The sequence below is a fragment of the Apibacter adventoris genome (genome assembly GCF_002964965.1).
Lineage (GTDB): Bacteria > Bacteroidota > Bacteroidia > Flavobacteriales > Weeksellaceae > Apibacter > Apibacter adventoris.
On record NZ_PSZN01000001.1, the window covers coordinates 169,094 to 190,821 of the forward strand.

The 21,728-nt window shown below is 27.1% G+C and carries 23 protein-coding genes; 12 read left to right on the top strand and 11 right to left on the bottom strand.

Going from position 1 to position 21,728, the window contains the following annotated elements:
- Positions 1-157: 157 nt before the first annotated feature.
- The 6 genes from C4S76_RS11700 (at position 158) to C4S76_RS00775 (ending at position 8,053) form a co-directional block, all read left to right on the top strand.
- Positions 158-2,026 (top strand): prenyltransferase/squalene oxidase repeat-containing protein, encoded by a 1,869-nt coding sequence (locus tag C4S76_RS11700; RefSeq protein ID WP_181044009.1) that lies wholly within the window; start codon positions 158-160, stop codon positions 2,024-2,026.
- Between the two features lie 25 nt (positions 2,027-2,051).
- Positions 2,052-3,242, top strand: coding sequence for a zinc metalloprotease (locus C4S76_RS00755; RefSeq protein WP_245915764.1), 1,191 nt, complete (start codon positions 2,052-2,054; stop codon positions 3,240-3,242).
- 98 nt (positions 3,243-3,340) lie between these two features.
- Complete coding sequence (locus C4S76_RS00760; protein ID WP_105191679.1) at positions 3,341-4,489, top strand: ABC transporter ATP-binding protein; 1,149 nt, start codon at positions 3,341-3,343, stop codon at positions 4,487-4,489.
- A gap of 24 nt (positions 4,490-4,513) precedes the next feature.
- Complete coding sequence (locus tag C4S76_RS00765) at positions 4,514-5,890, top strand: hypothetical protein (RefSeq protein ID WP_105191681.1); 1,377 nt, start codon at positions 4,514-4,516, stop codon at positions 5,888-5,890.
- 35 nt (positions 5,891-5,925) lie between these two features.
- The gene (locus C4S76_RS00770) at positions 5,926-7,362 is read left to right on the top strand and encodes a sensor histidine kinase (RefSeq protein ID WP_105191683.1); all 1,437 of its coding nucleotides are present in this window, start codon (positions 5,926-5,928) and stop codon (positions 7,360-7,362) included.
- Positions 7,355-8,053 carry a tRNA1(Val) (adenine(37)-N6)-methyltransferase gene (locus C4S76_RS00775; protein ID WP_105191685.1) on the top strand — a complete coding sequence of 233 codons (699 nt, stop codon included), beginning with the start codon at positions 7,355-7,357 and terminating at the stop codon, positions 8,051-8,053. The genes C4S76_RS00770 and C4S76_RS00775 overlap by 8 nt, the downstream gene beginning before the upstream one ends.
- Here C4S76_RS00775 and C4S76_RS00780 read toward each other — a convergent pair.
- Complete coding sequence (locus C4S76_RS00780; RefSeq protein ID WP_105191687.1) at positions 8,048-8,410, bottom strand: YraN family protein; 363 nt, start codon at positions 8,408-8,410, stop codon at positions 8,048-8,050. The genes C4S76_RS00775 and C4S76_RS00780 overlap by 6 nt on opposite strands.
- Before the next feature lie 71 nt (positions 8,411-8,481).
- On the opposite strand from C4S76_RS00780, the gene C4S76_RS00785 reads away from it, so the two are divergent.
- Positions 8,482-9,234, top strand: a complete 753-nt coding sequence (locus tag C4S76_RS00785; RefSeq protein ID WP_105191689.1) for an RHS repeat domain-containing protein — start codon at positions 8,482-8,484, stop codon at positions 9,232-9,234.
- A 33-nt stretch (positions 9,235-9,267) separates the two neighbouring features.
- On the opposite strand, the gene C4S76_RS00790 is transcribed toward C4S76_RS00785, so the two are convergent.
- From C4S76_RS00790 to C4S76_RS00830, 9 genes are all read right to left on the bottom strand, one after another.
- The gene (locus C4S76_RS00790) at positions 9,268-9,684 is read right to left on the bottom strand and encodes a ribosomal maturation YjgA family protein (protein WP_105191691.1); all 417 of its coding nucleotides are present in this window, start codon (positions 9,682-9,684) and stop codon (positions 9,268-9,270) included.
- The gene (locus tag C4S76_RS00795; protein ID WP_105191693.1) at positions 9,663-10,346 is read right to left on the bottom strand and encodes an RluA family pseudouridine synthase; all 684 of its coding nucleotides are present in this window, start codon (positions 10,344-10,346) and stop codon (positions 9,663-9,665) included. The genes C4S76_RS00790 and C4S76_RS00795 overlap by 22 nt, the downstream gene beginning before the upstream one ends.
- A 28-nt stretch (positions 10,347-10,374) precedes the next feature.
- A complete protein-coding gene (gene panB, locus C4S76_RS00800; protein ID WP_105191695.1) occupies positions 10,375-11,190 on the bottom strand; it encodes a 3-methyl-2-oxobutanoate hydroxymethyltransferase in 816 nt (271 codons plus the stop codon).
- 18 nt (positions 11,191-11,208) lie between these two features.
- Positions 11,209-11,901: a hypothetical protein gene (locus tag C4S76_RS00805; protein WP_146105652.1), complete on the bottom strand. Its 693-nt coding sequence runs from the start codon at positions 11,899-11,901 to the stop codon at positions 11,209-11,211.
- Between the two features lie 154 nt (positions 11,902-12,055).
- Positions 12,056-12,469, bottom strand: coding sequence for a RapZ C-terminal domain-containing protein (locus tag C4S76_RS00810; RefSeq protein ID WP_105191699.1), 414 nt, complete (start codon positions 12,467-12,469; stop codon positions 12,056-12,058).
- Positions 12,466-13,503, bottom strand: coding sequence for an aminoglycoside phosphotransferase family protein (locus C4S76_RS00815; protein ID WP_105191701.1), 1,038 nt, complete (start codon positions 13,501-13,503; stop codon positions 12,466-12,468). The genes C4S76_RS00810 and C4S76_RS00815 overlap by 4 nt, the downstream gene beginning before the upstream one ends.
- Before the next feature lie 327 nt (positions 13,504-13,830).
- On the bottom strand, positions 13,831-14,652 hold the full coding sequence (locus tag C4S76_RS00820; RefSeq protein WP_105191703.1) for an undecaprenyl-diphosphate phosphatase: 822 nt from the start codon (positions 14,650-14,652) through the stop codon (positions 13,831-13,833).
- A gap of 3 nt (positions 14,653-14,655) precedes the next feature.
- Positions 14,656-14,946, bottom strand: coding sequence for a DUF3098 domain-containing protein (locus C4S76_RS00825; RefSeq protein ID WP_105191705.1), 291 nt, complete (start codon positions 14,944-14,946; stop codon positions 14,656-14,658).
- A 37-nt stretch (positions 14,947-14,983) separates the two neighbouring features.
- Complete coding sequence (locus C4S76_RS00830) at positions 14,984-15,883, bottom strand: cell division protein FtsX (RefSeq protein ID WP_105191707.1); 900 nt, start codon at positions 15,881-15,883, stop codon at positions 14,984-14,986.
- An 88-nt stretch (positions 15,884-15,971) separates the two neighbouring features.
- Here C4S76_RS00830 and rsmA point away from each other — a divergent pair, with 88 nt between their 5' ends.
- Complete coding sequence (gene rsmA / locus C4S76_RS00835; RefSeq protein ID WP_105191709.1) at positions 15,972-16,736, top strand: 16S rRNA (adenine(1518)-N(6)/adenine(1519)-N(6))-dimethyltransferase RsmA; 765 nt, start codon at positions 15,972-15,974, stop codon at positions 16,734-16,736.
- A 56-nt stretch (positions 16,737-16,792) separates the two neighbouring features.
- A complete protein-coding gene (locus C4S76_RS00840; RefSeq protein WP_245915765.1) occupies positions 16,793-17,059 on the top strand; it encodes a YHS domain-containing protein in 267 nt (88 codons plus the stop codon).
- A gap of 129 nt (positions 17,060-17,188) precedes the next feature.
- On the opposite strand, the gene C4S76_RS11705 is transcribed toward C4S76_RS00840, so the two are convergent.
- Positions 17,189-17,353 carry a hypothetical protein gene (locus tag C4S76_RS11705; protein ID WP_181044011.1) on the bottom strand — a complete coding sequence of 55 codons (165 nt, stop codon included), beginning with the start codon at positions 17,351-17,353 and terminating at the stop codon, positions 17,189-17,191.
- A gap of 212 nt (positions 17,354-17,565) precedes the next feature.
- On the opposite strand from C4S76_RS11705, the gene C4S76_RS00845 reads away from it, so the two are divergent.
- From C4S76_RS00845 to C4S76_RS00855, 3 genes are all read left to right on the top strand, one after another.
- Positions 17,566-18,903, top strand: coding sequence for a cytochrome ubiquinol oxidase subunit I (locus tag C4S76_RS00845; protein ID WP_105191711.1), 1,338 nt, complete (start codon positions 17,566-17,568; stop codon positions 18,901-18,903).
- 6 nt (positions 18,904-18,909) lie between these two features.
- Positions 18,910-19,932, top strand: a complete 1,023-nt coding sequence (locus C4S76_RS00850) for a cytochrome d ubiquinol oxidase subunit II (RefSeq protein WP_105191713.1) — start codon at positions 18,910-18,912, stop codon at positions 19,930-19,932.
- A gap of 89 nt (positions 19,933-20,021) precedes the next feature.
- Entirely contained in the window at positions 20,022-21,413 is a 1,392-nt protein-coding gene (locus C4S76_RS00855; protein ID WP_105191715.1) for a M43 family zinc metalloprotease, read from the top strand.
- Positions 21,414-21,728: the final 315 nt, after the last annotated feature.

Genomic DNA, 21,728 nt, shown 5'->3' on the forward strand with positions numbered 1-21,728 from the left:
TTTTTATAATAAACAAAATATTTACAATCCGTTAAGAGTTACAAAAGCTGAGGGTTTTTGGGTTGCAGGATTTATTCAACTGTTATCAGAAAAATTATTCCCGATAAATGGTTTTTAATAAATATTTGTTCATTTAAATTAATTTAAGAAAAATTATATGAGTACTACTAAATCTCCTGAATTTTATGAATATTACCCCAAATTATTCACCGCCTTTTTTCCAAATATAGATTCTGAATTAGTCAAAGAACTGTCTTCTGCGGGTTTTTTATACTATCAATCCTTATTGTTTTTAGATGCAGTTATTGATGATCATGATATAACCAAGCTAACCTATTCCCTAGCTTTTCAGGAAGAGGCTATAAAAAAACTCACACATATATTTGGACTTGATTCTACTTTTTGGATAACCTGGAACCAAAGAAAAAAAGAATATCAGCAAGCTATTAGTATTGAAAAAAATTTAAGTCTACAAAAATCTACAGTTTCTTTTAGCAAATACAAAAATTTAGCAGATCTCAAGGCTGCTTTTGGAAAAATAGCTATTGATAGCATGTATATTCTTTCCGGGTCTAATAATAAACAATTATATGAATCCCTTATCCAGTCTCATTATTATTTTTCCATAGGCTTTCAACTATATGATGATGTGAAAGACTTTTATGAAGATTTTACCAAAGGGCAATTTAACTGGGGAGTATATCAATTAAATATTTCCCTTTCTGAAGAAGAACGAAAATTATCTCCGCAGATTCTTAATAAACTTTTTTTCATTCGTGGAATAGGCCAAAAAATATTAAAAAACTCTATACAATATTTTAAAAAAGCAAAAGCTGTTTTGGTTAAATATTCTATTTCTAGTTTATGGGAAAATACTATTTCAGATATGGCAAATACTATATCTAATTATTTGGATGAAACGGAAGGTTATTTACTTATACTGGAAAAGAAAATTGAATTGGAACAATCTGCTCTATCTCAAAATAGTTTCTTTAATTATTCTAATGTGCGAAATAAAACTATTTTCCAAGGATTGACTTTTATTGAAAGTGATTATCGAAAAAATTATCAAGAGTTGCAACACATCATGTATCTCAGTAAAAAACAAGGTTTTACCAATTCGTCCCCTATACAGGTAAGTGATGTTTTTCAAAGGGCTATGTTAGATGATTGTTTGCTTCATATTGCTAATAAATATGCTTTAAATGTTTCTGATTATATAGAAAAAGAGACTATATATTGGATAAATAAAAGACGGAAAGACAAGGTTGGGGGTTGGTCTTATTATCCGGATGTAAAAGAAATTGCCTCGGATATAGATGATCTAGCTCAGATCTTACAAGTATTTATAAAGTTTGACAAAACCCATTTAATTTCTAAATACTGTACTAAACCAATAAATATAGCTTTAGAAGAAAGAACAGATGCTAATGGAGGAATTGAAACTTGGATTATACCTAGAAAAAATCAGACAAAAATACAACAAAAACAAGAGTATTGTAACCAAACTTTATGGGGAACGGGCCCGGATATTGAGGTAGTAGCCAATTTTATATACGCTTTACATCTTCTCAAAGATGAATCTTTTAAGAGCCAAATAAACATATCTTTACAATACGTAGCCCGTTCACAATTAAAGGAAGGCTATTGGGCTGCCCGATGGTATTATGGTGTCTATTATGGAACCTATACTGCCCTTAGAGCTTTATCTATTCAAAAAGAACTATATAAAAAAGAAATACAACAGGCTATAAATTTTATTATTCAAAATCAAAACCATGATGGAGGTTGGGGGGATAATTCAGGATCAGATGCTTTAAATACTTCCTTTGCTCTTCTATGTTTAAAGCTATTTGATAAAGATGTATATAAAAAATATATAAACGCCGGGAAAAAATATTTAATTATTTCACAAAACAAAAACGGAAGTTGGAACGCAGTCGATTTTATTCGCCCTAAAGCCGGACAACCATATCAAAGTAAAGTTTTAACTACTGCTTTTGTTTTAAAGGCATTATCTATGTAACTTTGTAAATAACAAATTTCGTGAAATGGATGATCATTTAATTCCTAAAATTGCAGGCAATATTGAATTCACTAACTTTTCTAAGAGTGAATATCTTCTTCATGATACCATTCAAAACCATTATGTAAAAATATCTAATGAAGTTTATGACTTGCTTTGTCTCATAGATGGAAAAAAGAGTATTCATGATATTATAATTGCCTATAACAACGAATATGATTTAGAACTCACAGAGGAATTTGTACACGATTTATTATACAAAAAGTTACAACCTTATGGATTACTTGAAGGTGAAAATGAAAATCTAAAAAAATATAAAAAACCCGGATATTTAAATCTTAGTTTTATAATATTTAATGAGAATTTACTAAAAAAAATTACACCATTCTTTGGTTTCTTGTTTAAATCTAAAATTTCTATTTGTGTTATTATTCTTTGCATAGGTATTATTGGTAGTTGCCTGTACTACCACTTTGACCTTTATTCCTCTTTTAATTTGAGAAACAGTCTTATATATTTCTTTATCCTTATGGCTATGAGTACTACTTTTCATGAGATAGGACATGCTTCTTCTGCAAATTATTTTGGAGCAAAACATGGTGGAATAGGCGGAGGATTTTACTTATTTACCCCTGTATATTATGCAGATGTCACAGATGTATGGAGACTACCCAAAAAACAAAGAATAGTAGTAAATTTAGCAGGCATGTATTTTGAATTAATTTTTTGCTCTCTAATAGTTGTCTTTGCTACGCTTATTTTAAAAAATTCATTCTTAGCTGTATTAGCTTCAATTGTATGTATTAAAACTCTTAATAATCTTAATCCTTTTTTAAGAAGCGATGGATATTGGATTTTTTCAGATATTATTAATAAACCTAATCTTATGAGCCATGCAGGAAAAAAAGTGTTAAGTATTTTTTCAAAAAAACAAAAAAAATGGAAAGGAGAAGATTTTCTTTTATTTTTCTATGGGTTGATTAGTTATTCTATTATTTTATTATTTGTTTACTATGTAATTATTAAAAACCCAAATTCCATATTACTATTTCCTAAAAATCTATATATTTTTTTTAAAAATCTATTTACACGAGGAGCTGAATTTTCTTTTAGTGAATTTGCACAACTTTTGGTGCCCATGTTATTTTTTTATTTGTTATTTAATTTCATTAAAGGTTTTATTATATCTAAAAAAGATAAATTATCAAAATCTTAATTTTTTGCCATTAACCCATAAATTAAATTTATATTTGTCATCATAAATAAGTAATAATATTTATTTTAATGTATATATAAATTATTTTATAGAATTTCATGAATTTATTTGAAAAACAATACGAGAAAATTTTACATTCTTTACAATTTGAGGATTTCACTTTTACTCTTAAAAGAATTATAGATTTAACCTTAGATACGGAAGACTTTTCTTTTTATAAAAAAACTTACAATCTTTTAGCTTGGGTAGATTATAACCAATCCAATACAGAGGAAAAAAAAGAAAAATATCTTACTATACTCCAGGAACTACACCAGTTTTTATCCAAAAAAGAAATAAAAAGCCAAAAATGTCTATTAGAAATCAATAACTTAAAAAAGTCATATAGTAAATCTCCATTTGCTTTGGGACCTATAAATTTAAAAATATCTGAAGGAGAAATTATAGGACTAGTAGGAGAAAACGGTAATGGGAAAACTACCCTATTACGGTCTTTATGTAAAGAATTAAATCCTACTGAAGGAGAAATTAAATATCATTTTACCTATTCAGACATTTATGACTTGAGAACTCAACTTATATATATACCACAGAGAACAAATAATTGGTATGGCTCTATGTTAGATAATTTAAGATTCACTGCTTCTTGCTATGGAGTAGCCAGTGAAGAAAATGAATTAATAACAGATTTAATTCTAAGCCGTATGGGACTTAGGGATTATAAAAAACTAAGTTGGAAAAACCTTTCTTCCGGTTATAAAATGCGTTTTGAATTAGCCCGTATGCTTCTAAGAAAGCCAAAATTATTACTCATAGATGAGCCTTTAGCCAATCTAGACATTATGGCACAACAAATTGTTTTAGATGACTTTAAAGCTATAGCCAAATCACCATTCAGACCATTAGGGATAGTACTAAGCTCCCAGCAACTATATGAGGTAGAGAAAACTTCCGATCAGGTTATATTCTTAAAACATGGAGAACAAAGAAATTTAAAGACTGAAACTATTGATAATAAAATACATGAGTTTATTATTGAGTTTGAATCTGAGTGGAATCAAGAAGAATTATATAAAACATTCCAGCAATTAAATCTTATAAAACTCCATTACAATGGTGGAACTTATATAGCAAATTTTCCTGCAAAAACCTCTATAAAAAATTTTTTAGAAACAATTATTCAAGAAAATATTCCTATAAAATATTTTAGAGATATTTCCAACTCTACACGTCGTTTCTTTATTTAACTTCTAATTATTTATAACAATATTATGTTTAAAAAAACTCAAAAATATTTACTGCTTAATTACCCTTTACTTTGGAATATAAAAATTCTACCTATAGGACTTACCATTTTAGGACTTAATCTTTTGTTTTTCTTCTTCGGATATATATCCGGAAAAATTGATTTCCAGGAAACATCATATTATTATTATTCTTCTTTTCGAAATATGGACTTATTATACTTTATAGCCGGATTTACATCTGTTTTAACATTCATAATTTGGTTAATATTTTACTTGAAAAATAATGCCTTTAAATCTTTTTATCCGAAAAAATCTATTTCTTTGTACTATGAGTGGATTCTCATTTTTATTCTGGTAAGTGCTAATGCTCTTTATTGTTTTTCTTATAATCAGGGAATTGTATTAAGACGACAAAATCAGGTCTCCTATAAACAATTTGTAAAAGGCGTAAATATATTAGATAAAATCAGAATATTAATCCCTAAATCAGAGACATCTTATGATGAGCCAGATGTAGCAAATCCAAATAATGAACATAAAGATTCCGTAGTTGCATCCCTGTTAAATTATCCTGAAAGTGAATCCTTCTCCTTTAGGTCATTTTTCTTTGCTGATTCTACAAATTTAAATACTGTAAGACAATGGTTAATTGAAGATAAAAAAGATAGTATTAAATTACTTATACAACAATACCTTGATCTACAAAAAAAACATAATTTAGAAACCAATCTAACTGCTGATAAATGGTTTGATTTAATTTATCATTACCCTGATTTTCCAATTAATCCCCAAAATCATATCGAACGCGAAAAACCTGTTTATGAGTATAGTAATAAACATGTATACTATGTACAATATAATAATCTAATTAATGGTTATCAAAAAATTAATGATAATTGTTTAGAAAATTCATTAAGTAAAACTGAACAATTATTACGCACAACCTTATATATAAGTTTATTTATATCTATCGCCTTGTTCTCATTCAGAGTAACCAGCGGTAAATCCTGGTTAATAAGCCTGGTGGTAGCAGGTCTTTTAATTTTTATTTTTGGAATAGCTGTAGCTTTTTTTGATATATTATTTAACTATGATGATGAATTTATTATAATAATGCTAGTTATTTCTTTCTGGTATGGACTATTTATTATAATGATAATTTATTTAGCCAATCTGATATTAAACCATTTACCTAAGAGAAAATCTCCTGTTATACTTAATCTCAGTATTTGGTTAATTCCTATACTTCCATTAATTTTATATTACACAAAATTTGTAGATAAATCAATTTTTAGAAATTATCCTAATTTATTTTTCTGGATAAATCTTATATTTGTTAATATTATATTTTTCTTTTTAATGAAACCTATAAAAAAATTACGTGCCTTACCTGAAGAATAATTTATTTCTGGTTTATATTCTTATTCTTATAATTAATGTATAGAAGATTTCCACTTTCTCTTCGCATTTTTTTAGTCATGATTTTAGTTGTGATTAGTACCATATTTGCTATGGGAATTATAACTTTTTACCAATACATTAAAATTGCAAAAGATTATAATAATAGAAGATTGGAAAGAAAAGAACAATTAATTATTGAAACTTTTGATTATCTTCTTTCTAACAGAAATACTAAAGCAAAAGAAGTAAAAGAAAAAATAGGCAATAAAATTTATGAAATCGCTGATATAAATAATATAGATATTAATTTTTATACATTAGATGGTAAATTTATTTTAGGGAATAAAATACCAACTCAAAAAACTGAGTTTATTTCAAAAGAAATATTAAAAAATCTCAATAGAAATAATGATCGCATAGAAATAACTGAAAAATCACCTAATGCCAATTCCAATTCTACCTCTGTATATAGATACATATATAATAATGATTATCAACCTATAGCTATAATAAATTTCCCATATCTTCATGATGATTATTTCTTAAAAAAAGATTTTTATGATTTATTATATAGATATGTGGCTATAATGTTTATAGTAATGATAATCAGTGGAATATTTTCATGGTTTTTTTCACAAAATCTTACCAAAAGAATTAAAGAAATAGCTTATCGATTAAGTGATACCGGCGCCCTTTCACATAATCGCCCCATTCTATACAGCTATATAGATGAAATAAGTCCATTAGTTAGTGCTTATAACACTATGTTATCTAAATTTAAACAGCAAACGGATGCTCTTATAAAGGCAGAAAAAGATAGTGCTTGGCAAGAAATGGCCAGGCAAGTGGCTCATGAAATTAAAAACCCTTTAACTCCCATGAAACTGGAAATTCAAAGTTTCCAAATGAAATTCAACCCTAAAGATCCGGAAGTGGTTAGTAAGCTAAACATTCTTTTTCAATCACTAATTCAACAAATCAATACTATATCTTCTATAGCCGAGGCTTTTTCAGATTTTGCTAAAATGCCCCTAAAGAAAGATGAAAGAATAAATGTAATTGAAGTGGTGAAAAATTGCTTGGAAATATTTCCTTCTCAATATTTAGTAATGGATTATTTGGAAGACTCCATTATATTAAATATAGATCCAAATTTACTAAACAGAGTTCTTACTAATCTTATCAAAAATGCTTTTCAATCAGTTCCTGAGAAAAGAATTCCAAATATTATTGTAAAAATAAGACATGATATACGTATGGTATATTTTATAATCATAGATAATGGTAATGGTATACCTGAAAAAATACAACCTAAAATTTTTACTCCACAATTTTCTACCAAAACCAGTGGTAGTGGATTAGGGCTTGCTATAACAAAAAAAATTATTGAAGAATATGATGGTAATATTTCCTTTTTTTCTGAAGTAGGAGAAGGTACTGTTTTTAAATTTGAAATTCCTAAAAATGAATAAGATTTTTCATTTTAAAAAATTCTCAATCTTACAAGCTCCATCCGTTTTTAAAGTTGGCACAGACAGTGTGTTATTAGGCTGTCTTACAAATATTAATTCCGCTCAAACTATTTTAGACATAGGAACCGGCACAGGTTTGCTTTCTCTTATGTGTGCCCAGCGAAATTCTAAAGCAACCATAACAGCACTAGAATCGGAAAAAGAAGCCTTTTTACTAGCGCAAAAAAATATTTCAAATTCTGATTTTTCGTCAAGAATTACTGTTTTTAATTTAGAGTTACAAAAATTTTCTCCTTTACTTCATTTTGATTATATTATTTGTAACCCTCCTTATTTTAAAAGCACTCAACCCCATCATACTAAGCATCCCATAGCTAGACAACAATTAAAATTGGATTATAGAACCTTATTATTAAAATCAAAAATTTTACTTAATAATAAAGGAATCATGGGATGTATATTCCCACATTATGATGAAGAAGTTATTTTTTCTTTCGCAGAGTCAATACATTTATACCCTCAAAAAATTGTACGTATATCCGGCATTAAAAATGGAAAAATAAATAGGACTATAGTTGAGTTTTCTAACATAGACCCCATAAAAAAAGAAGAAAGATATTTTTATGTTGAAAAAAGTCCACGTGTATGGTCTGCTGAGTATAAAGAGCTAACCAAAGATTTTTATTTATAAAAGAATATCAAATGCATCTTCTATATGATTAATGGTCCATTTTTCTCTCTTTTTTAATAAAGAAATAATATCAAATCTAACATTTACATTCCAATCTTTATCTATTACATAATAATTAACTGCTTCAATAATTCTTTTCCTCTTTGCTGGAGTAACAGCATCTTCAGGATTTATAAAAAGATCGGAACTTCTGGCTTTAACTTCTACAATTACCAATTCTTCTTTATAAAGTGTAATTATATCAACCTCAGCTTTTTTATATCTCCAATTTTTCTCTAAAATATCATACCCTTTTGAAATCAAATAAGTTACAGCTTCATTTTCGGCTTCTTTTCCTAAATCATTATGCAATGCCATTTTTAATTCACTTTATAAGGTTCTATCATGAAAGATCTATAAAAATATAGTATATTTGCAAAAAGCAATTTATGAAAAATTTATTGTTAATAGCTATTACTATGTTCTCTTTTTCGTTATTTTTCTCTTGTGGAGAAGAAAATTTTGAACCTTACGAAATAGATAATTCCTCTCAAAATCTGAAATTATTACCTTCAGAAATTACAAAATCTTTTACAGATCCTAGTACCGGAGCTATATCTACTAGTAGTTACATTACATTAAATTATAATTCTAAAAATCAGCTTATATCTATTCAGGAAACACTTACCGGAGGATATAAAAATACCTATAACATTGCTTATGACGAAAATACCAATAATGTTACAGAGGTGTCTGTAAATTCATATAAAACGGGTATTGCCAAGTACACCTATAAATATATAGATAAAGAAAACATATTAGAAAATGTTATAATTTCCGGAGTAAATAAAACTTACACTCTTACGTTGAATAGCAAACAGCAACTGATTTCAAAAAATAACCCTGACACAGGAACAATTACTTACGGATACGATGCTGCTGGCAATTTACTTACTAAAAACAGTGACCAAAATGTTTATGATAAAACAAAAGGATGGATGAGCTCTGTACAGACACCTAATTGGTTATTTAATAATTTTGGAGAAGAATTTCCGGGAACTTTTAATTTAATCAATAATATTATTACTGATTGGGATGGAAATACATATAGTTATATTGAATTTAATCCTTCTAAATATCCGTTAAAAATTATTGTAAATAATAATACTGAGATAAATATCAAATATATTTATGTGAAATAATTTAAATTTAAATTATAAAAAAAGGGAAGATTTCTAATTAGAAATTTTCCCTTTTTTATTAAATATTTTGCTATCAAAATAGTAACAAGTAATAGCACCCAAAATATAGACTAATATATCTCCCCAACTAAAAGAATTTCCGATAGCTATTCTTAATATCTTATTTTTAATTTCTAATATATCTACTATATGAAAATATTGACTAATTTCTACTAAACACGCAAACATTAAAACTAAAAATATAAGTAATAGAGAGGGTATTTTTACAAATGCCTTTATAAAATAATAAATTAAAAATATCACTAAAAAGTCTCCGCCCCAAGGTCTTATAAAATGATCTTTCACAAAAAGACCAATAAAAATCTCAAGTAGAAAAAATAATACGCTAAGTAGAAAATCATAAATACTAAATCTTAATTTTACAAAATTTATTTTTGAAAGCTTTTCCATAGATTATCATTTTGAGGAACAGGAGCTTCTAAAAAAATTTTTATTTTTTTTACTGGATGTATAAATTCTATTTTTCTAGCTAATAAATATATACTTCCGTCCGCATTAGATCGTTCAAAACCATATTTTAAATCTCCTTTAATAGGACATTCAATCGCACTTAATTGGGCTCTTATTTGATGATGTCTTCCTGTTTCTAAATTTATTTCTAATAATTGATAGTGATCCGATTTTTTAATTATATGATAAGTTAATATTGCTTCTTTAGCATTTTGAAACGGATGATTATATGCTATAGTTTTATTATTTTTTTCATTCTTTTTTAAATAATGTACTAAACGCTGATTTTCAGGCATATTCTTTTTTTTTATTACAGCCCAATACGTCTTTTTAATTTCCCTTTTTTTGAGCATTTGAGTTAGGCGACTTAACGCTTTACTGGTTTTAGCAAAAATTACAATTCCGGATGTGGGTCGATCTAACCTATGCACCAAACCGGCAAATACATTACCAGGTTTATTATATTTCTTTTTTAAGTAATTTTTAACTTCATCTACCAATGGAATATCGCCAGTTTTATCTCCTTGTACAATTTGCCCTGATTTTTTATTAATTATAATAATGTGATTATCTTCAAAAAGTATTTGCTCTTCAAAATTCATATTGAATACAAAATATTAAAAGAATTATTTAAAAACTTTCTTCTTTATTTGGAAAATTTTTGCTTTTTACATCTTTAACATATTGTGAAACAGCTACTGTTATTTCTTCATGAAGATTTAAGTATTTACGGACAAATTTAGGTTTAAAGTCTTTATTCATACCCAATAAATCATGTATTACCAACACCTGTCCATCAGTCTCATTACCTGCTCCTATACCTATAATAGGAATACTCAATTCTCGAGAGATTTTCTCTGCTAAATCTGAAGGAATTTTTTCTAAAACTATAGAAAAACACCCTAATTTTTCAAGTAATTTGGCATCGGAAATTAACTTTTCTGCTTCATCTAGTTCTTTTGCCCTTAGCTTGAATGACCCAAATTTATTAATAGATTGGGGAGTAAGCCCTAAATGTCCCATAACAGGAATACCTGAATATAAAATTGATTTTATAGAATCTTTTATTTCCTCTCCTCCTTCTATTTTGATTGCTGAAGCTCCTGATTCTTTCATTATTCTTACAGCTGAATTATAGGCTTGTATAGGGTCTGACTGATATGTACCAAAAGGCAAATCTACTATTACCAATGCTCTTTTAACGGCTCGAACCACCGATTGCGCATGATAAATCATATGATCTAATGTAATAGGTAATGTACTTTCGTAACCAGCCATAACATTTGCTGCTGAATCTCCAACTAATATAGCTTCTAATCCTCCTTCATCAGCAAGCTTTGCCATAGAATAATCATAAGCGGTTAACATAGAAATTTTTTCTCCGGAAACTTTCATTTTTTTTAAAGTTTCTGTAGTAATTTTTTTTAATTCAAAGTGTATAGACATAAGGATTTAATAAAATGTTTATTTTATTGTATTTTTCTCTTTTGTATTAAATTTCATTTTTATACTAAATTTAATATCTGGATATACATTGCTAGAATCTAATTCTACCTTTCCAGAACTTTTATTATAAATGATAAATTGTTTTTCTAAATCATAAACTAAAATTCCTTTTCCTTTCCCATTTCCTGAAAACTGTGATTTGTTAATAGCAGCTTTGGTTATATAATTTTGAGTAAAGTTAAAAAAAACTTTTTTCCCCTTTAGTTTCTGTAAATGATAAATAGTTGTCTCTTTCAAATCTATATTCAAATTTTCTGTTGAATAATTAATAAGTGGTGAAACAACTGAAATACTATCGCCAATTTTAATTTTTCTTTGAGAAATAATATTCTCTCGCAATAATTTCTCAATATATAAAATCAATTTTTCCTCTATATCTTTTTTTAATTGTAAGGAATCTAACGAATTTATTATGGGAGAATATCCTAATTTGCAATACCCTTTAAATGCTATTCCTTTTAATTTTGAATTTTCAATATTTTCTGTTTTACCTGAGATTGGAAAAGTATGATTAGGTGATAATTTACCGGTAGTTATTAATATTTTTTCTCTTTCCTTTTCTGTTTGTATAGCAGGATTTTCAATTCCATTTTTTATTATTTCTTCTAACATTTCTTTATTTCCCTGAATTTCTAATTGTATTACACACATTTGAGTAATATTTTTCTTATATATTTTATCAGGTAAATATCTAGGATTAAAATTAATAACATTTTTTTGTCCATAACACGAGAACATAAACATCTGAAAAAATAGAAATAATAATTTTATAAGATTCTTCAAAATTATTTGCTTTTTATATAAGCTATTTCAACATCCAATTTTTAGAATTTCTATGTACAAGGGAAACTCGAGTTTGAGGATATTTTTCAATTATATATAATGCTATTTTTTCTGCAGAATATACTGATCTATGTTGCCCTCCTGTACATCCAAAATTAATTTGTAAATCTGAAAATTCACGTTCTAAATAATTGTTAATTGTAATATCAATAATCTTTTTTATAGATTCAATAAATTCTGGCATATCCGTTTTTTCAACAAAAAATTCTTCAACCTCTTTATCTTTACCTGTGAGATATTTTAAATTTCCAAATCTATAGGGATTTAAAATGCCTCGACAATCAAAAACAAATCCTCCCCCATTCCCAGCTGGATCTTCCGGATATCCTTTACGATAAGAAAAACTTTGAACTAAAATATGCAGTGTTTTTTTCATGATTTATTTATTATGTCATTAATTTTATTTTCTACATCTTTATTAAATAAACTGGAAATGATTTTATATAATTCAGGATAATTTTTAATAATAGTACTTTGCCCCATCCAACATTTTAAATTATCTAATCCTAGACCTATGCTATTAATAAAATGTTCTTTTTTTTGTAACATTCCTCGAAATCCATAAGCTCCTAAAACTTGCAATAGCCTTATAAGCAAACAGTATTGATAGGCTTCTTCTAACTGATCTATGGATAAATGACTTATATCTTTAACTTTTTCTACATAATAGTATTTTAAATCTTCTTTTAATTTTACTGATAGATGAACCTTTGCTTGCCATAATAAAGACACAAGGTCATATAAAGTATTTCCTTTCATTCCTCCCTGATAATCTATAAAATACGGTTTTGATTCTTTAATCATAATATTTCTGGATTGGAAATCTCGAAATACAAAACCTTGGGGGGATAATTGTTCTATTTTTTTCCCAATTTGATAAAATTCATGCATTAATTTATTATTAGAATAAGGTATTTCCAAAGGCATAAAAAAATAAAATTTAAAATAATTTAAATCATTAAAAATTATATTTCTATCAAACCTACAAAAATCATAACATTGTGAATAATTTATTTTTTTGGATACTTTAAATTGTAGTTTTATTAAGTCATCTAAGGATTGTTCATATAATTTTTTAATTTTTATATTTTCTCCTTCTTGGTTTATTATTGAAAATAAACTTTGATTTCCTAAATATTCCTGTAAATAAATATCCAAATCAGCGTCTACTTTCAAAATTTCCGGTACAGGAATACCTTCTTTTTTGAATATTTTAGAAAAATATAAAAATGTTTGTGTTTCTGCTATATTACTACTAAATGTTAATATAAAAAATACTTTATTAAACTTTATTTTAAAATATTTTCTATCTGATGCACTGTTTGTAATAGGTGAAATTTCATATTCTCTGGAATTAAAATATGAGAATAAAAATTTATGAACTTTTTCTAATATTTGTTCCTGATCCATAATAAAAATAAGTGCAATTTAAACATAAAAAAATGATATACCTTGCCATATCATTATCAATGACATATATATTTTATTGAAAAATTTAATTATGAATTATAATTTACTTAAGATAATTTAGAAGTATCTACACTAAATTAATATTTTATGAGAATTCTTAACTACTTAAAATGAACGAACACTTTTTCTTTTAAATACTTTATTTATGTCAGTAATAATAAAAAACTGATTACAGAAGTGGGTTTATTATATTATATAATTTCAATTATATAAACTATAATCAGAAAATTATCTTTTCAAAAAAAATTAAAGGGGAAGTCTATAAAATTAACTTTCTTGGTAAAAGAAAAAATATACTAATAAAAGAATCCCTACAATGATTCTATACCATCCCCAAATTTTAAAGCCAAATTTTTTTATTACTCCTACAAAAAATTTAATAGCAAAAATAGCTACTATAAAAGCTACAAAATTTCCTAATAAAAAAACACCTAATTTATCACTATTGGATGCTAATATTTCATAACCTCTCATTTCTATATTTCCCTCTTTCCATTTTTTTAAAGTAAGTGAATATACAGTTACAGCCAACATAGTAGGTACAGCTAAAAAAAAGGAAAATTCAGCTGCAACTTCTCTAGTTAATTTTTGTTGCATCCCTCCGATAATGGATGCTGCTGACCTACTGGTTCCTGGCATCATTGCTAAACATTGCCAAAAGCCTATAACTACAGCTTGTTTGATAGAAATATCTTCTTCCTTGAAAACAGTAGGTTTTTTAAAATATTTATCTATAAATAATAATATAAAACCTCCAATTACCAAGACTATGGCTATGGGGATAGGTTTTTCTAAAATTGCATCTATTTTATCACTAAATAATTTTCCTAAAATCAAGGCTGGTATAACCGCACAAACTAATTTGATATAGAAATTAAGTTTTTTAAAATCAAAGAATTTTTTCCAGTATAATACAACAACAGCTAATATGGCACCAAATTGTATACAATATTCAAACATTTTTAAGAAATTATCTTCCTGAATACCTAAAATGGAACTGGTAAAAATCATATGAGCTGTAGACGAAACAGGCAAATATTCAGTAAGACCTTCTACAATAGCAATGATTATTGCTTCTACGGTACTCATAAATTAAGAATTTTCTTTTTTAGTTGAACTTGTCATTATAGCATAAACCTCTACGATAAAACCAAGCACAATAAAAATAGGAGCTAAACGTATTCTTCTAAAACTAAAAATATCTTCATTCCAGTTATTTTTATCATATACTCCATTTATTGTATTGGCATCTGGGCCTGTCATTAATAATAATCCTAGAGCAATCAATCCAACTCCTATAAACATATATATATAATTTTTCTTTCCAAAAAGAAACATTTTTGAAGTCTCGGAAAGTTTTTTTTGATCTGTTTTTTTCTTCATTGGTATCTTTTTTCAATTTGCTAATTTATTGCAAATTTTAGGAATAATATAAATCATCTAGTTTTAATCTTAAAAACCTCCAGGTAGCTAACCATGTGCTGAGTGTAGTAATTAAAACTCCTAATATTAAGATAAACAAAAATAAAAGTATATAATTGCTATATTCTACTATAGGAGGTAAAATATTATAATGGATTAAACCGTAATTTACACCAGAAAGCAATATTAATGCTATAACTGCCCCTATAGAACCTAATACAATGGCTTGCCCTAAAAAAGGTTTCATAATAAAAAAGCGTTTAGCTCCTACTAATTGCATGGTTTTAATAATAAATCTTTTAGAATAAATTTTAAGCCTTATTGAATTATTAATTAAAGAAACTGAAATAAGTAGAATAATTACTGCAAGAACTGAAATACCAATAGTAATTTTGTTAACTCCTTTATTCATTTGTGATAAAAGTTGACTATCAGATTTTACTTCATCTACAATTTTATTTTTTTGTAATTGATGTTTAATTGTTTCAATATGTGTAGAATCTATATATTCAGGCTTTAGTGCTACTGTTATGGACGCAGGAAATATATCTTCTTCAAATAAGGCTTCAGAATCTACTCCTAAATCTTTTTTAGCTATTTGGACTGCTTGTTTTTTAGATATATATTTTGCTGATTTCACGTAGGGATTTGTTCTAACAGTATCTAAATATAATAACTGAGATTTTTCATTTTTCACCAAATCTTTTTTATCTTTTTCATTTTTAAAAAACACCTCAATTACCATTTGTTCTTTTAAATAATCAATATATGAATTTGCATTAATAATAATCATTCCAATAATTCCAATCAAAAACAATACAAGAGATATACTTATAACCACTGTTACGTTTGATGAACGCAATCTATTCTTATTAATCCTATCTAATTTTGAAGCCATATTATTTATAAAATATTTGCTAAAGTATAAAATCCTAATATATTTTAATGTAATTTTGACTATAAAAAATTGTTAAAAACTATTAACATTGAGAGTTAAACCTAAAAAACATTTAGGTCAACATTTTTTAAATGACCAAAATATAGCTTCTAAAATTATAAATTCTTTAACGTATGCAAACTACCTGAAAGTTTTGGAAATAGGTCCGGGAATGGGGGTTTTAACTGAATTTTTGCTACAAAAAAATATTGAAACTTTTGTTTCTGAAATAGATACCGAATCAATTGAATATCTTCTAATCCACTATCCACAATTAAAAAACCATATTGTAGGAGATTTTTTAAAACTAGATATACCCTCGCTTTTTAATCAATCTTTGGCTATAATTGGTAATTTTCCATACAATATTTCTTCTCAAATTATTTTTAAAATATTAGAAAATAAATCTTTGATCCCTGAAATGGTAGGCATGTTTCAAAAAGAGGTTGCAGAGAGAATAGTAGCTGCTAAAGGAAATAAAATATACGGAATATTATCGGTTCTTACACAGGCTTATTATAAAACTGAGTATCTTTTTACTGTACATGAACATGTGTTCATTCCTCCGCCTAAGGTTAAATCTGCTGTCATAAGGTTAACCAGATATAGAGATACCATTGAGGGAATAGACAACAATCTTTTTATAAGAATTGTTAAAGCAGGATTTAATCAGCGCAGAAAAACATTAAGAAATGCCCTCAAATCTTTGGCTATTCCTGAATATTTGAGCAATCACAATTATTTATCTTTAAGAGCAGAACAATTATCTGTAGATGATTTTATTAAATTGACAGAAATGTGGCACCAAAAATAAAATTGTTATTTACCAGATTTTTTACCATCTTTGATTAATAATAAACACCTTATAAAATGAAAGGAAAAATATTGTTTTTATCAATAATTGTATTATCTTCAATCATATCTTGTAACTCTAAAGAAAAAGATAATGTAATGCCTAATAATGATAAAGAAGTTCTTTCAAATGTTAAAGTTATTAATAAACTAGACCCCGTTTGTCAAATGCCAACTTCCAAACATTTAAAAGATACTCTTACTTATGATGGTAAATTATATGGATTTTGTAGTTCCAATTGTAAGGAAGAATTTAAAGCAAATCCTAAGAATTTTATAAAATAATTTTTAATACATTATATAACTCTTATCAGATAATATATTTTTCTTTATTAAAATTAAATATATTATCTACATCATTCGCTTTTTCATGAATTAAAAATTCTATTGAATTTCTGCATTAATCTTACCATTTTATGATTTTTGAGTTAGCCTTTTATAAGTGGGATCTAAAGCTTTATCATTAACTGAAATTTTAAACAAAATATATAAATCACCATTAATATTTTTCTTTTGTGTACAACTAACACTAGTAATGCTAAATATTAAAATAAAGACAAACCAAATCTTATTTTTCATTTTGTTTTTTTATTTCTTTCAAATCTATAATATATTTCTCTGTTCTCTTATTATAATTTATTTATAGAAAAATATTTAAACATCTATACTAATTTAACTAGAAATCTCAAACACTTATATACAGCTATAAAAAAATACAATTATTAAACTTTTAGTATATATAATTCCTTCATAAATTTGAATCTTTAATACTAAAAATAACAAATTAAAACATGAATGATTTTATAGCCGCACGCTCACAAATGGCGTTATCCTTAGGCTTCCACATCATCTTTTCCTGTATAGGAATGGTAATGCCAATTTTTATGGCAATATCTCACTACAAATACTTAAAAACAGGCGATGAAATATATAAAGGAATTACCAAGGCTTGGAGTATGGGTATTGCAATACTATTTGCTACAGGAGCTGTTTCAGGTACCATGCTCTCATTTGAATTAGGTTTATTATGGCCTAAATTTATGAAACATGCCGGACCAATTTTCGGAATGCCTTTTTCATTAGAAGGAACTGCTTTTTTTGTTGAAGCTATTGCTTTGGGGTTTTATCTTTATGGATGGAAGAAACTAAATCCTTGGTTTCATTGGTTCACCGGATTATTAGTAGGTATAAGCGGATTAGCTTCAGGAATATTGGTTGTTTCTGCAAATGCCTGGATGAATAGCCCTGCAGGATTCGATTATATAAATGGTAAATATTTGAATATAGACCCAATAAAAGCAATGTTTAATGATGCTTGGTTTTCACAGGCCTTACATATGATTATAGCAGCTTTTGTTGCTACCGGTTTTGCGATTGCGGGTATCCATGCACTTATGATCCTTAAGAGAAAAAACATTAAATTCCATTCACGAGCCTTTAAAATAGCCGCTATATCGGCATCTATTGCTGCTATATTGCAGCCTATAAGCGGAGATATCTCCGCTAAAGATATAACCCAAAGACAACCAGAAAAACTAGCGGCTATGGAAGCACACTTTAAAACAGATTCTGCATCAGCATTAATTATTGGTGGTATTCCGGATGTTAAGAACGAAAAAGTAAAATTGGCAGTTAAAATACCTGGTTTGTTAAGCTTTTTAGCCCATGGAAATTTTAAAACACCGGTGAAAGGTCTTTCAGATTTTCCTAAAAATGATAGACCTCCTGTTTCTATCACTCATTATTCATTTCAAATTATGGTATTTTTAGGTGTAATACTCATGATTCTTGGCTTTATTTATCTTATAGGAATAATTAGGAAAAAACAATGGGTTAATAATAAATATTTACTAAAATTTTTTGTTATTGCTACTCCTTTGGGGTATATAGCATTAGAAGCAGGATGGACAGTTACTGAGGTAGGACGCCAACCATGGATTATATACAAGGTTATGAAAACGGCAGATGCTGTTTCCCCCATGCCGGGAATAGCTTATTCATTTTATTTATTTACAGCAATTTTTATCTCTCTGTCTTTAATAGTTGCTTTTCTTATATACCGTCAAATTAAAATGGTTCCAAAACTTTACGACCCAACTGACAAAAATTATATCTTAAATAAAAAGTAAAAAATTATGTTTTATCTATATGTAGTCATATTCTTTCTTTGGACAGCTATTTGCTTATATTTATTACTAGGTGGAGCAGATTTTGGTGCAGGAATAGTAGAATTATTCAGCAGTAAAAAAAATAAAAATAGGGCTGGTAAAATTATGTATAAATCTATGGGACCCGTTTGGGAAGCAAATCATATGTGGCTAATTATTGTAATCGTTATACTTTTTGTAGGGTTTCCCAATATTTATGCCACCATGTCTACCTATCTGCATATTCCTTTAGTACTTATGCTTTTAGGAATCATTGCAAGGGGCACAGCATTCTCTTTCCGAAATTACGATGTTATAAATGATCATTGGCAAATTGTATATAATAAAATCTTTACTTGGTCTAGCTTAATAACTCCCTTCTTTTTAGGGGTTATTGCTGCTTCTACAGTTTCTATGACTATTGATACCGAATCTACTGATTTTTTGTCTGCCTATATTTTTAGTTGGTTCACTCCATTTGGATGTGCATTAGGAATTTTCACCATTTCTATTTGTGGATTTTTAGCATCCTGTTATATTTTACCCCAAGTAAAAGAAAATAGCGATAAACAATTTTTGATAATAAAAGTGAAATTATATCAACTTATAGTCGTTATGACAGGTATTTTAGTATTTGTTGCAGCTTATATATCTGATATACCAATTTTTGAATGGGTATACAAAGGAACAATAGGTCAAATTTCAGTGATATTGGCTACAGTTTCATTATTAGGTATATATTATTATTTGAAATTGAAAAAGTATGCCCCGATACGAATTTTGGCTGGTTTTCAAGTAATTATGATATTATTAGCGGCTACATACCAACATTACCCCCATCTTATACTCTTAAAAAACAGCACATTATCTTTAATAAGTAATGAAGATGAACCCATGGCTATTAAAAACTTAGCTTGGGCATTAATGTTGGGAAGTATTTTTATTCTACCCGGTGTATTTCATTTAATTTATTCTTTTCAAAAGAATAGTAATAAGGCATTCCCTAAATAAAGGATTATTTTTTTATGAAGATGAATTTGTTTTCTTTATAATTTGTAAATAATTTAATTAAACGATATATTTGCTTATAGTTTAAGCTCATGACAATAAATCACTTACTTATTAGATTATTCTCCCTACTTCTCTTATCAGGAATTTTATTAGGACAAAATAAAAAAGAGAATAAGATATTCCAATCTAAAATATCTAAAAATTTAATAAATCCTAAAAACGGACTTATACGTTGTGCTTCTACAGAATATGAAATGTTTTTACAAAGCAAATACACTAATCGAGATACCGAACAACAATTTGAAAAATGGATATCTCATAAAACTGATAAAATAAAAAAGGCCTTAAAATCAGGGAAATATACTAATGACACTCTCATAATTCCAGTAGTGGTACACATTATACATAAAGATAAAGCTATAGGAGAAAACGAGAATATTTCTAATGAAAGAGTGTTTTCTCAGATAACAGTTCTTAATCAGGATTATTTAAGAATAATTAACACTCCGGGGTATAATAATAATCCTATAGGGGCAAATGTAGGAATTGAATTTAAATTAGCAATTGTAGACCCTAAAGGCAACCCAACAAATGGTATAGACCGTATATCTTTAAAAAATTATATATGGGATACAGATAATGTTGAAAAAATTTTAAAACCTAAAACTCAATGGGATCCTAATAAATATTTTAATATATGGGTCTGTGAATTTGATGACTCTGGGGATTTAAAAAATACTTTAGGATACGCCCAGTTTCCTTCTGGTTCAAAATTAGATGGATTGGAAAATCTTGATGGAATAGCCGCTACTGATGGGGTAATTCTCGATTGGAGAGCTTTTGGATCTAGCAATAATAAAACAGACATTTATTATTCCGGATATAATAAAGGAAGAACATTAACTCATGAAATAGGACATGCCCTAGGATTAAGACATATTTGGGGAGATAATTCCTTATGTACCGTCGATGCCACTGATAGTAAAAACGATTATTGTTTAGATACCCCTGCTGCTGCTGCACCTAATTATTCTTGCATAACTATAGAAGATTCTTGTCCCAATGAACCTGGAAATGATATGACTGAAAATTATATGGATTATTGTAATGATACCTGCTTTAATACTTTTACTTTAGATCAAAAAGCAAGAATATTAGCTGTTTTAAAAAATTCCCCAAGAAGAGCTTCTTTGACTACTTCTGAAGTTTGGAAAACTCCTCAAAAAGTAAATATAGCAGAAGGAATCCAATTATATCCAAATCCTGCTATTAATGAATTAAATATCAAATTTTCTGACTCCAACAGGGTTGCTACTAGTTATAAAATATTTAACAATGTAGGACTTCTTATACGCAAAGATGTGATTGACTCTAAAACTGAATTCCAAATTAATACTTCAAATTTAATTTCAAATACATACATTTTAGAAGTCAAAACCAATAAAGGTACTGCCAAATTTAAATTTATTGTGAGAAGATAACATTAAGGAAATAATAATAAATATTAAAGGATTTAACTAATAGAGTTAAGTCCTTTAATACTTTTAATGCATTCGGACAGATAAAAAAATACTTTCATTAGTTTAAAATAATTATATTAAATACAAAATAAAAGTAAAGAAACATTTGTATTTCAACCTTATCCTCCATCTAAATTATAAGATATATTAACAAACATTAAAAAATTAATTTATATTAAAAATTTATATTTTTAAACACAAAAGATATAAAATATAGTTATTATATAATATTTTAATAAGTGCTTTTAAATTTATTTTTTATATAAAAAAAATAAA

What these genes read in the sequence shown, in the direction of transcription:
- panB (WP_105191695.1), bottom strand. Translation starts at nt 11,190, where the DNA reads ATGTCTATACACTTTGAATTAAAAAAAATTACTACAGAAACTTTAAAA.
- C4S76_RS11705 (WP_181044011.1), bottom strand. Translation starts at nt 17,353, where the DNA reads ATGAAAAATAAGATTTGGTTTGTCTTTATTTTAATATTTAGCATTACT.
- C4S76_RS00825 (WP_105191705.1), bottom strand. Translation starts at nt 14,946, where the DNA reads ATGAAGAAAAAAACAGATCAAAAAAAACTTTCCGAGACTTCAAAAATG.
- C4S76_RS00780 (WP_105191687.1), bottom strand. Translation starts at nt 8,410, where the DNA reads ATGGCATTGCATAATGATTTAGGAAAAGAAGCCGAAAATGAAGCTGTA.
- C4S76_RS00805 (WP_146105652.1), bottom strand. Translation starts at nt 11,901, where the DNA reads ATGTGTGTAATACAATTAGAAATTCAGGGAAATAAAGAAATGTTAGAA.
- C4S76_RS00815 (WP_105191701.1), bottom strand. Translation starts at nt 13,503, where the DNA reads ATGGATCAGGAACAAATATTAGAAAAAGTTCATAAATTTTTATTCTCA.
- C4S76_RS00810 (WP_105191699.1), bottom strand. Translation starts at nt 12,469, where the DNA reads ATGAAAAAAACACTGCATATTTTAGTTCAAAGTTTTTCTTATCGTAAA.
- C4S76_RS00795 (WP_105191693.1), bottom strand. Translation starts at nt 10,346, where the DNA reads ATGAATTTTGAAGAGCAAATACTTTTTGAAGATAATCACATTATTATA.
- C4S76_RS00770 (WP_105191683.1), top strand. Translation starts at nt 5,926, where the DNA reads ATGTATAGAAGATTTCCACTTTCTCTTCGCATTTTTTTAGTCATGATT.
- C4S76_RS00765 (WP_105191681.1), top strand. Translation starts at nt 4,514, where the DNA reads ATGTTTAAAAAAACTCAAAAATATTTACTGCTTAATTACCCTTTACTT.
- C4S76_RS00840 (WP_245915765.1), top strand. Translation starts at nt 16,793, where the DNA reads ATGAAAGGAAAAATATTGTTTTTATCAATAATTGTATTATCTTCAATC.
- C4S76_RS00850 (WP_105191713.1), top strand. Translation starts at nt 18,910, where the DNA reads ATGTTTTATCTATATGTAGTCATATTCTTTCTTTGGACAGCTATTTGC.
- C4S76_RS00760 (WP_105191679.1), top strand. Translation starts at nt 3,341, where the DNA reads ATGAATTTATTTGAAAAACAATACGAGAAAATTTTACATTCTTTACAA.
- C4S76_RS00830 (WP_105191707.1), bottom strand. Translation starts at nt 15,883, where the DNA reads ATGGCTTCAAAATTAGATAGGATTAATAAGAATAGATTGCGTTCATCA.
- C4S76_RS00775 (WP_105191685.1), top strand. Translation starts at nt 7,355, where the DNA reads ATGAATAAGATTTTTCATTTTAAAAAATTCTCAATCTTACAAGCTCCA.
- C4S76_RS00785 (WP_105191689.1), top strand. Translation starts at nt 8,482, where the DNA reads ATGAAAAATTTATTGTTAATAGCTATTACTATGTTCTCTTTTTCGTTA.
- C4S76_RS00755 (WP_245915764.1), top strand. Translation starts at nt 2,052, where the DNA reads ATGGATGATCATTTAATTCCTAAAATTGCAGGCAATATTGAATTCACT.
- C4S76_RS00820 (WP_105191703.1), bottom strand. Translation starts at nt 14,652, where the DNA reads ATGAGTACCGTAGAAGCAATAATCATTGCTATTGTAGAAGGTCTTACT.
- C4S76_RS00790 (WP_105191691.1), bottom strand. Translation starts at nt 9,684, where the DNA reads ATGGAAAAGCTTTCAAAAATAAATTTTGTAAAATTAAGATTTAGTATT.
- C4S76_RS00845 (WP_105191711.1), top strand. Translation starts at nt 17,566, where the DNA reads ATGAATGATTTTATAGCCGCACGCTCACAAATGGCGTTATCCTTAGGC.
- C4S76_RS00855 (WP_105191715.1), top strand. Translation starts at nt 20,022, where the DNA reads ATGACAATAAATCACTTACTTATTAGATTATTCTCCCTACTTCTCTTA.
- C4S76_RS11700 (WP_181044009.1), top strand. Translation starts at nt 158, where the DNA reads ATGAGTACTACTAAATCTCCTGAATTTTATGAATATTACCCCAAATTA.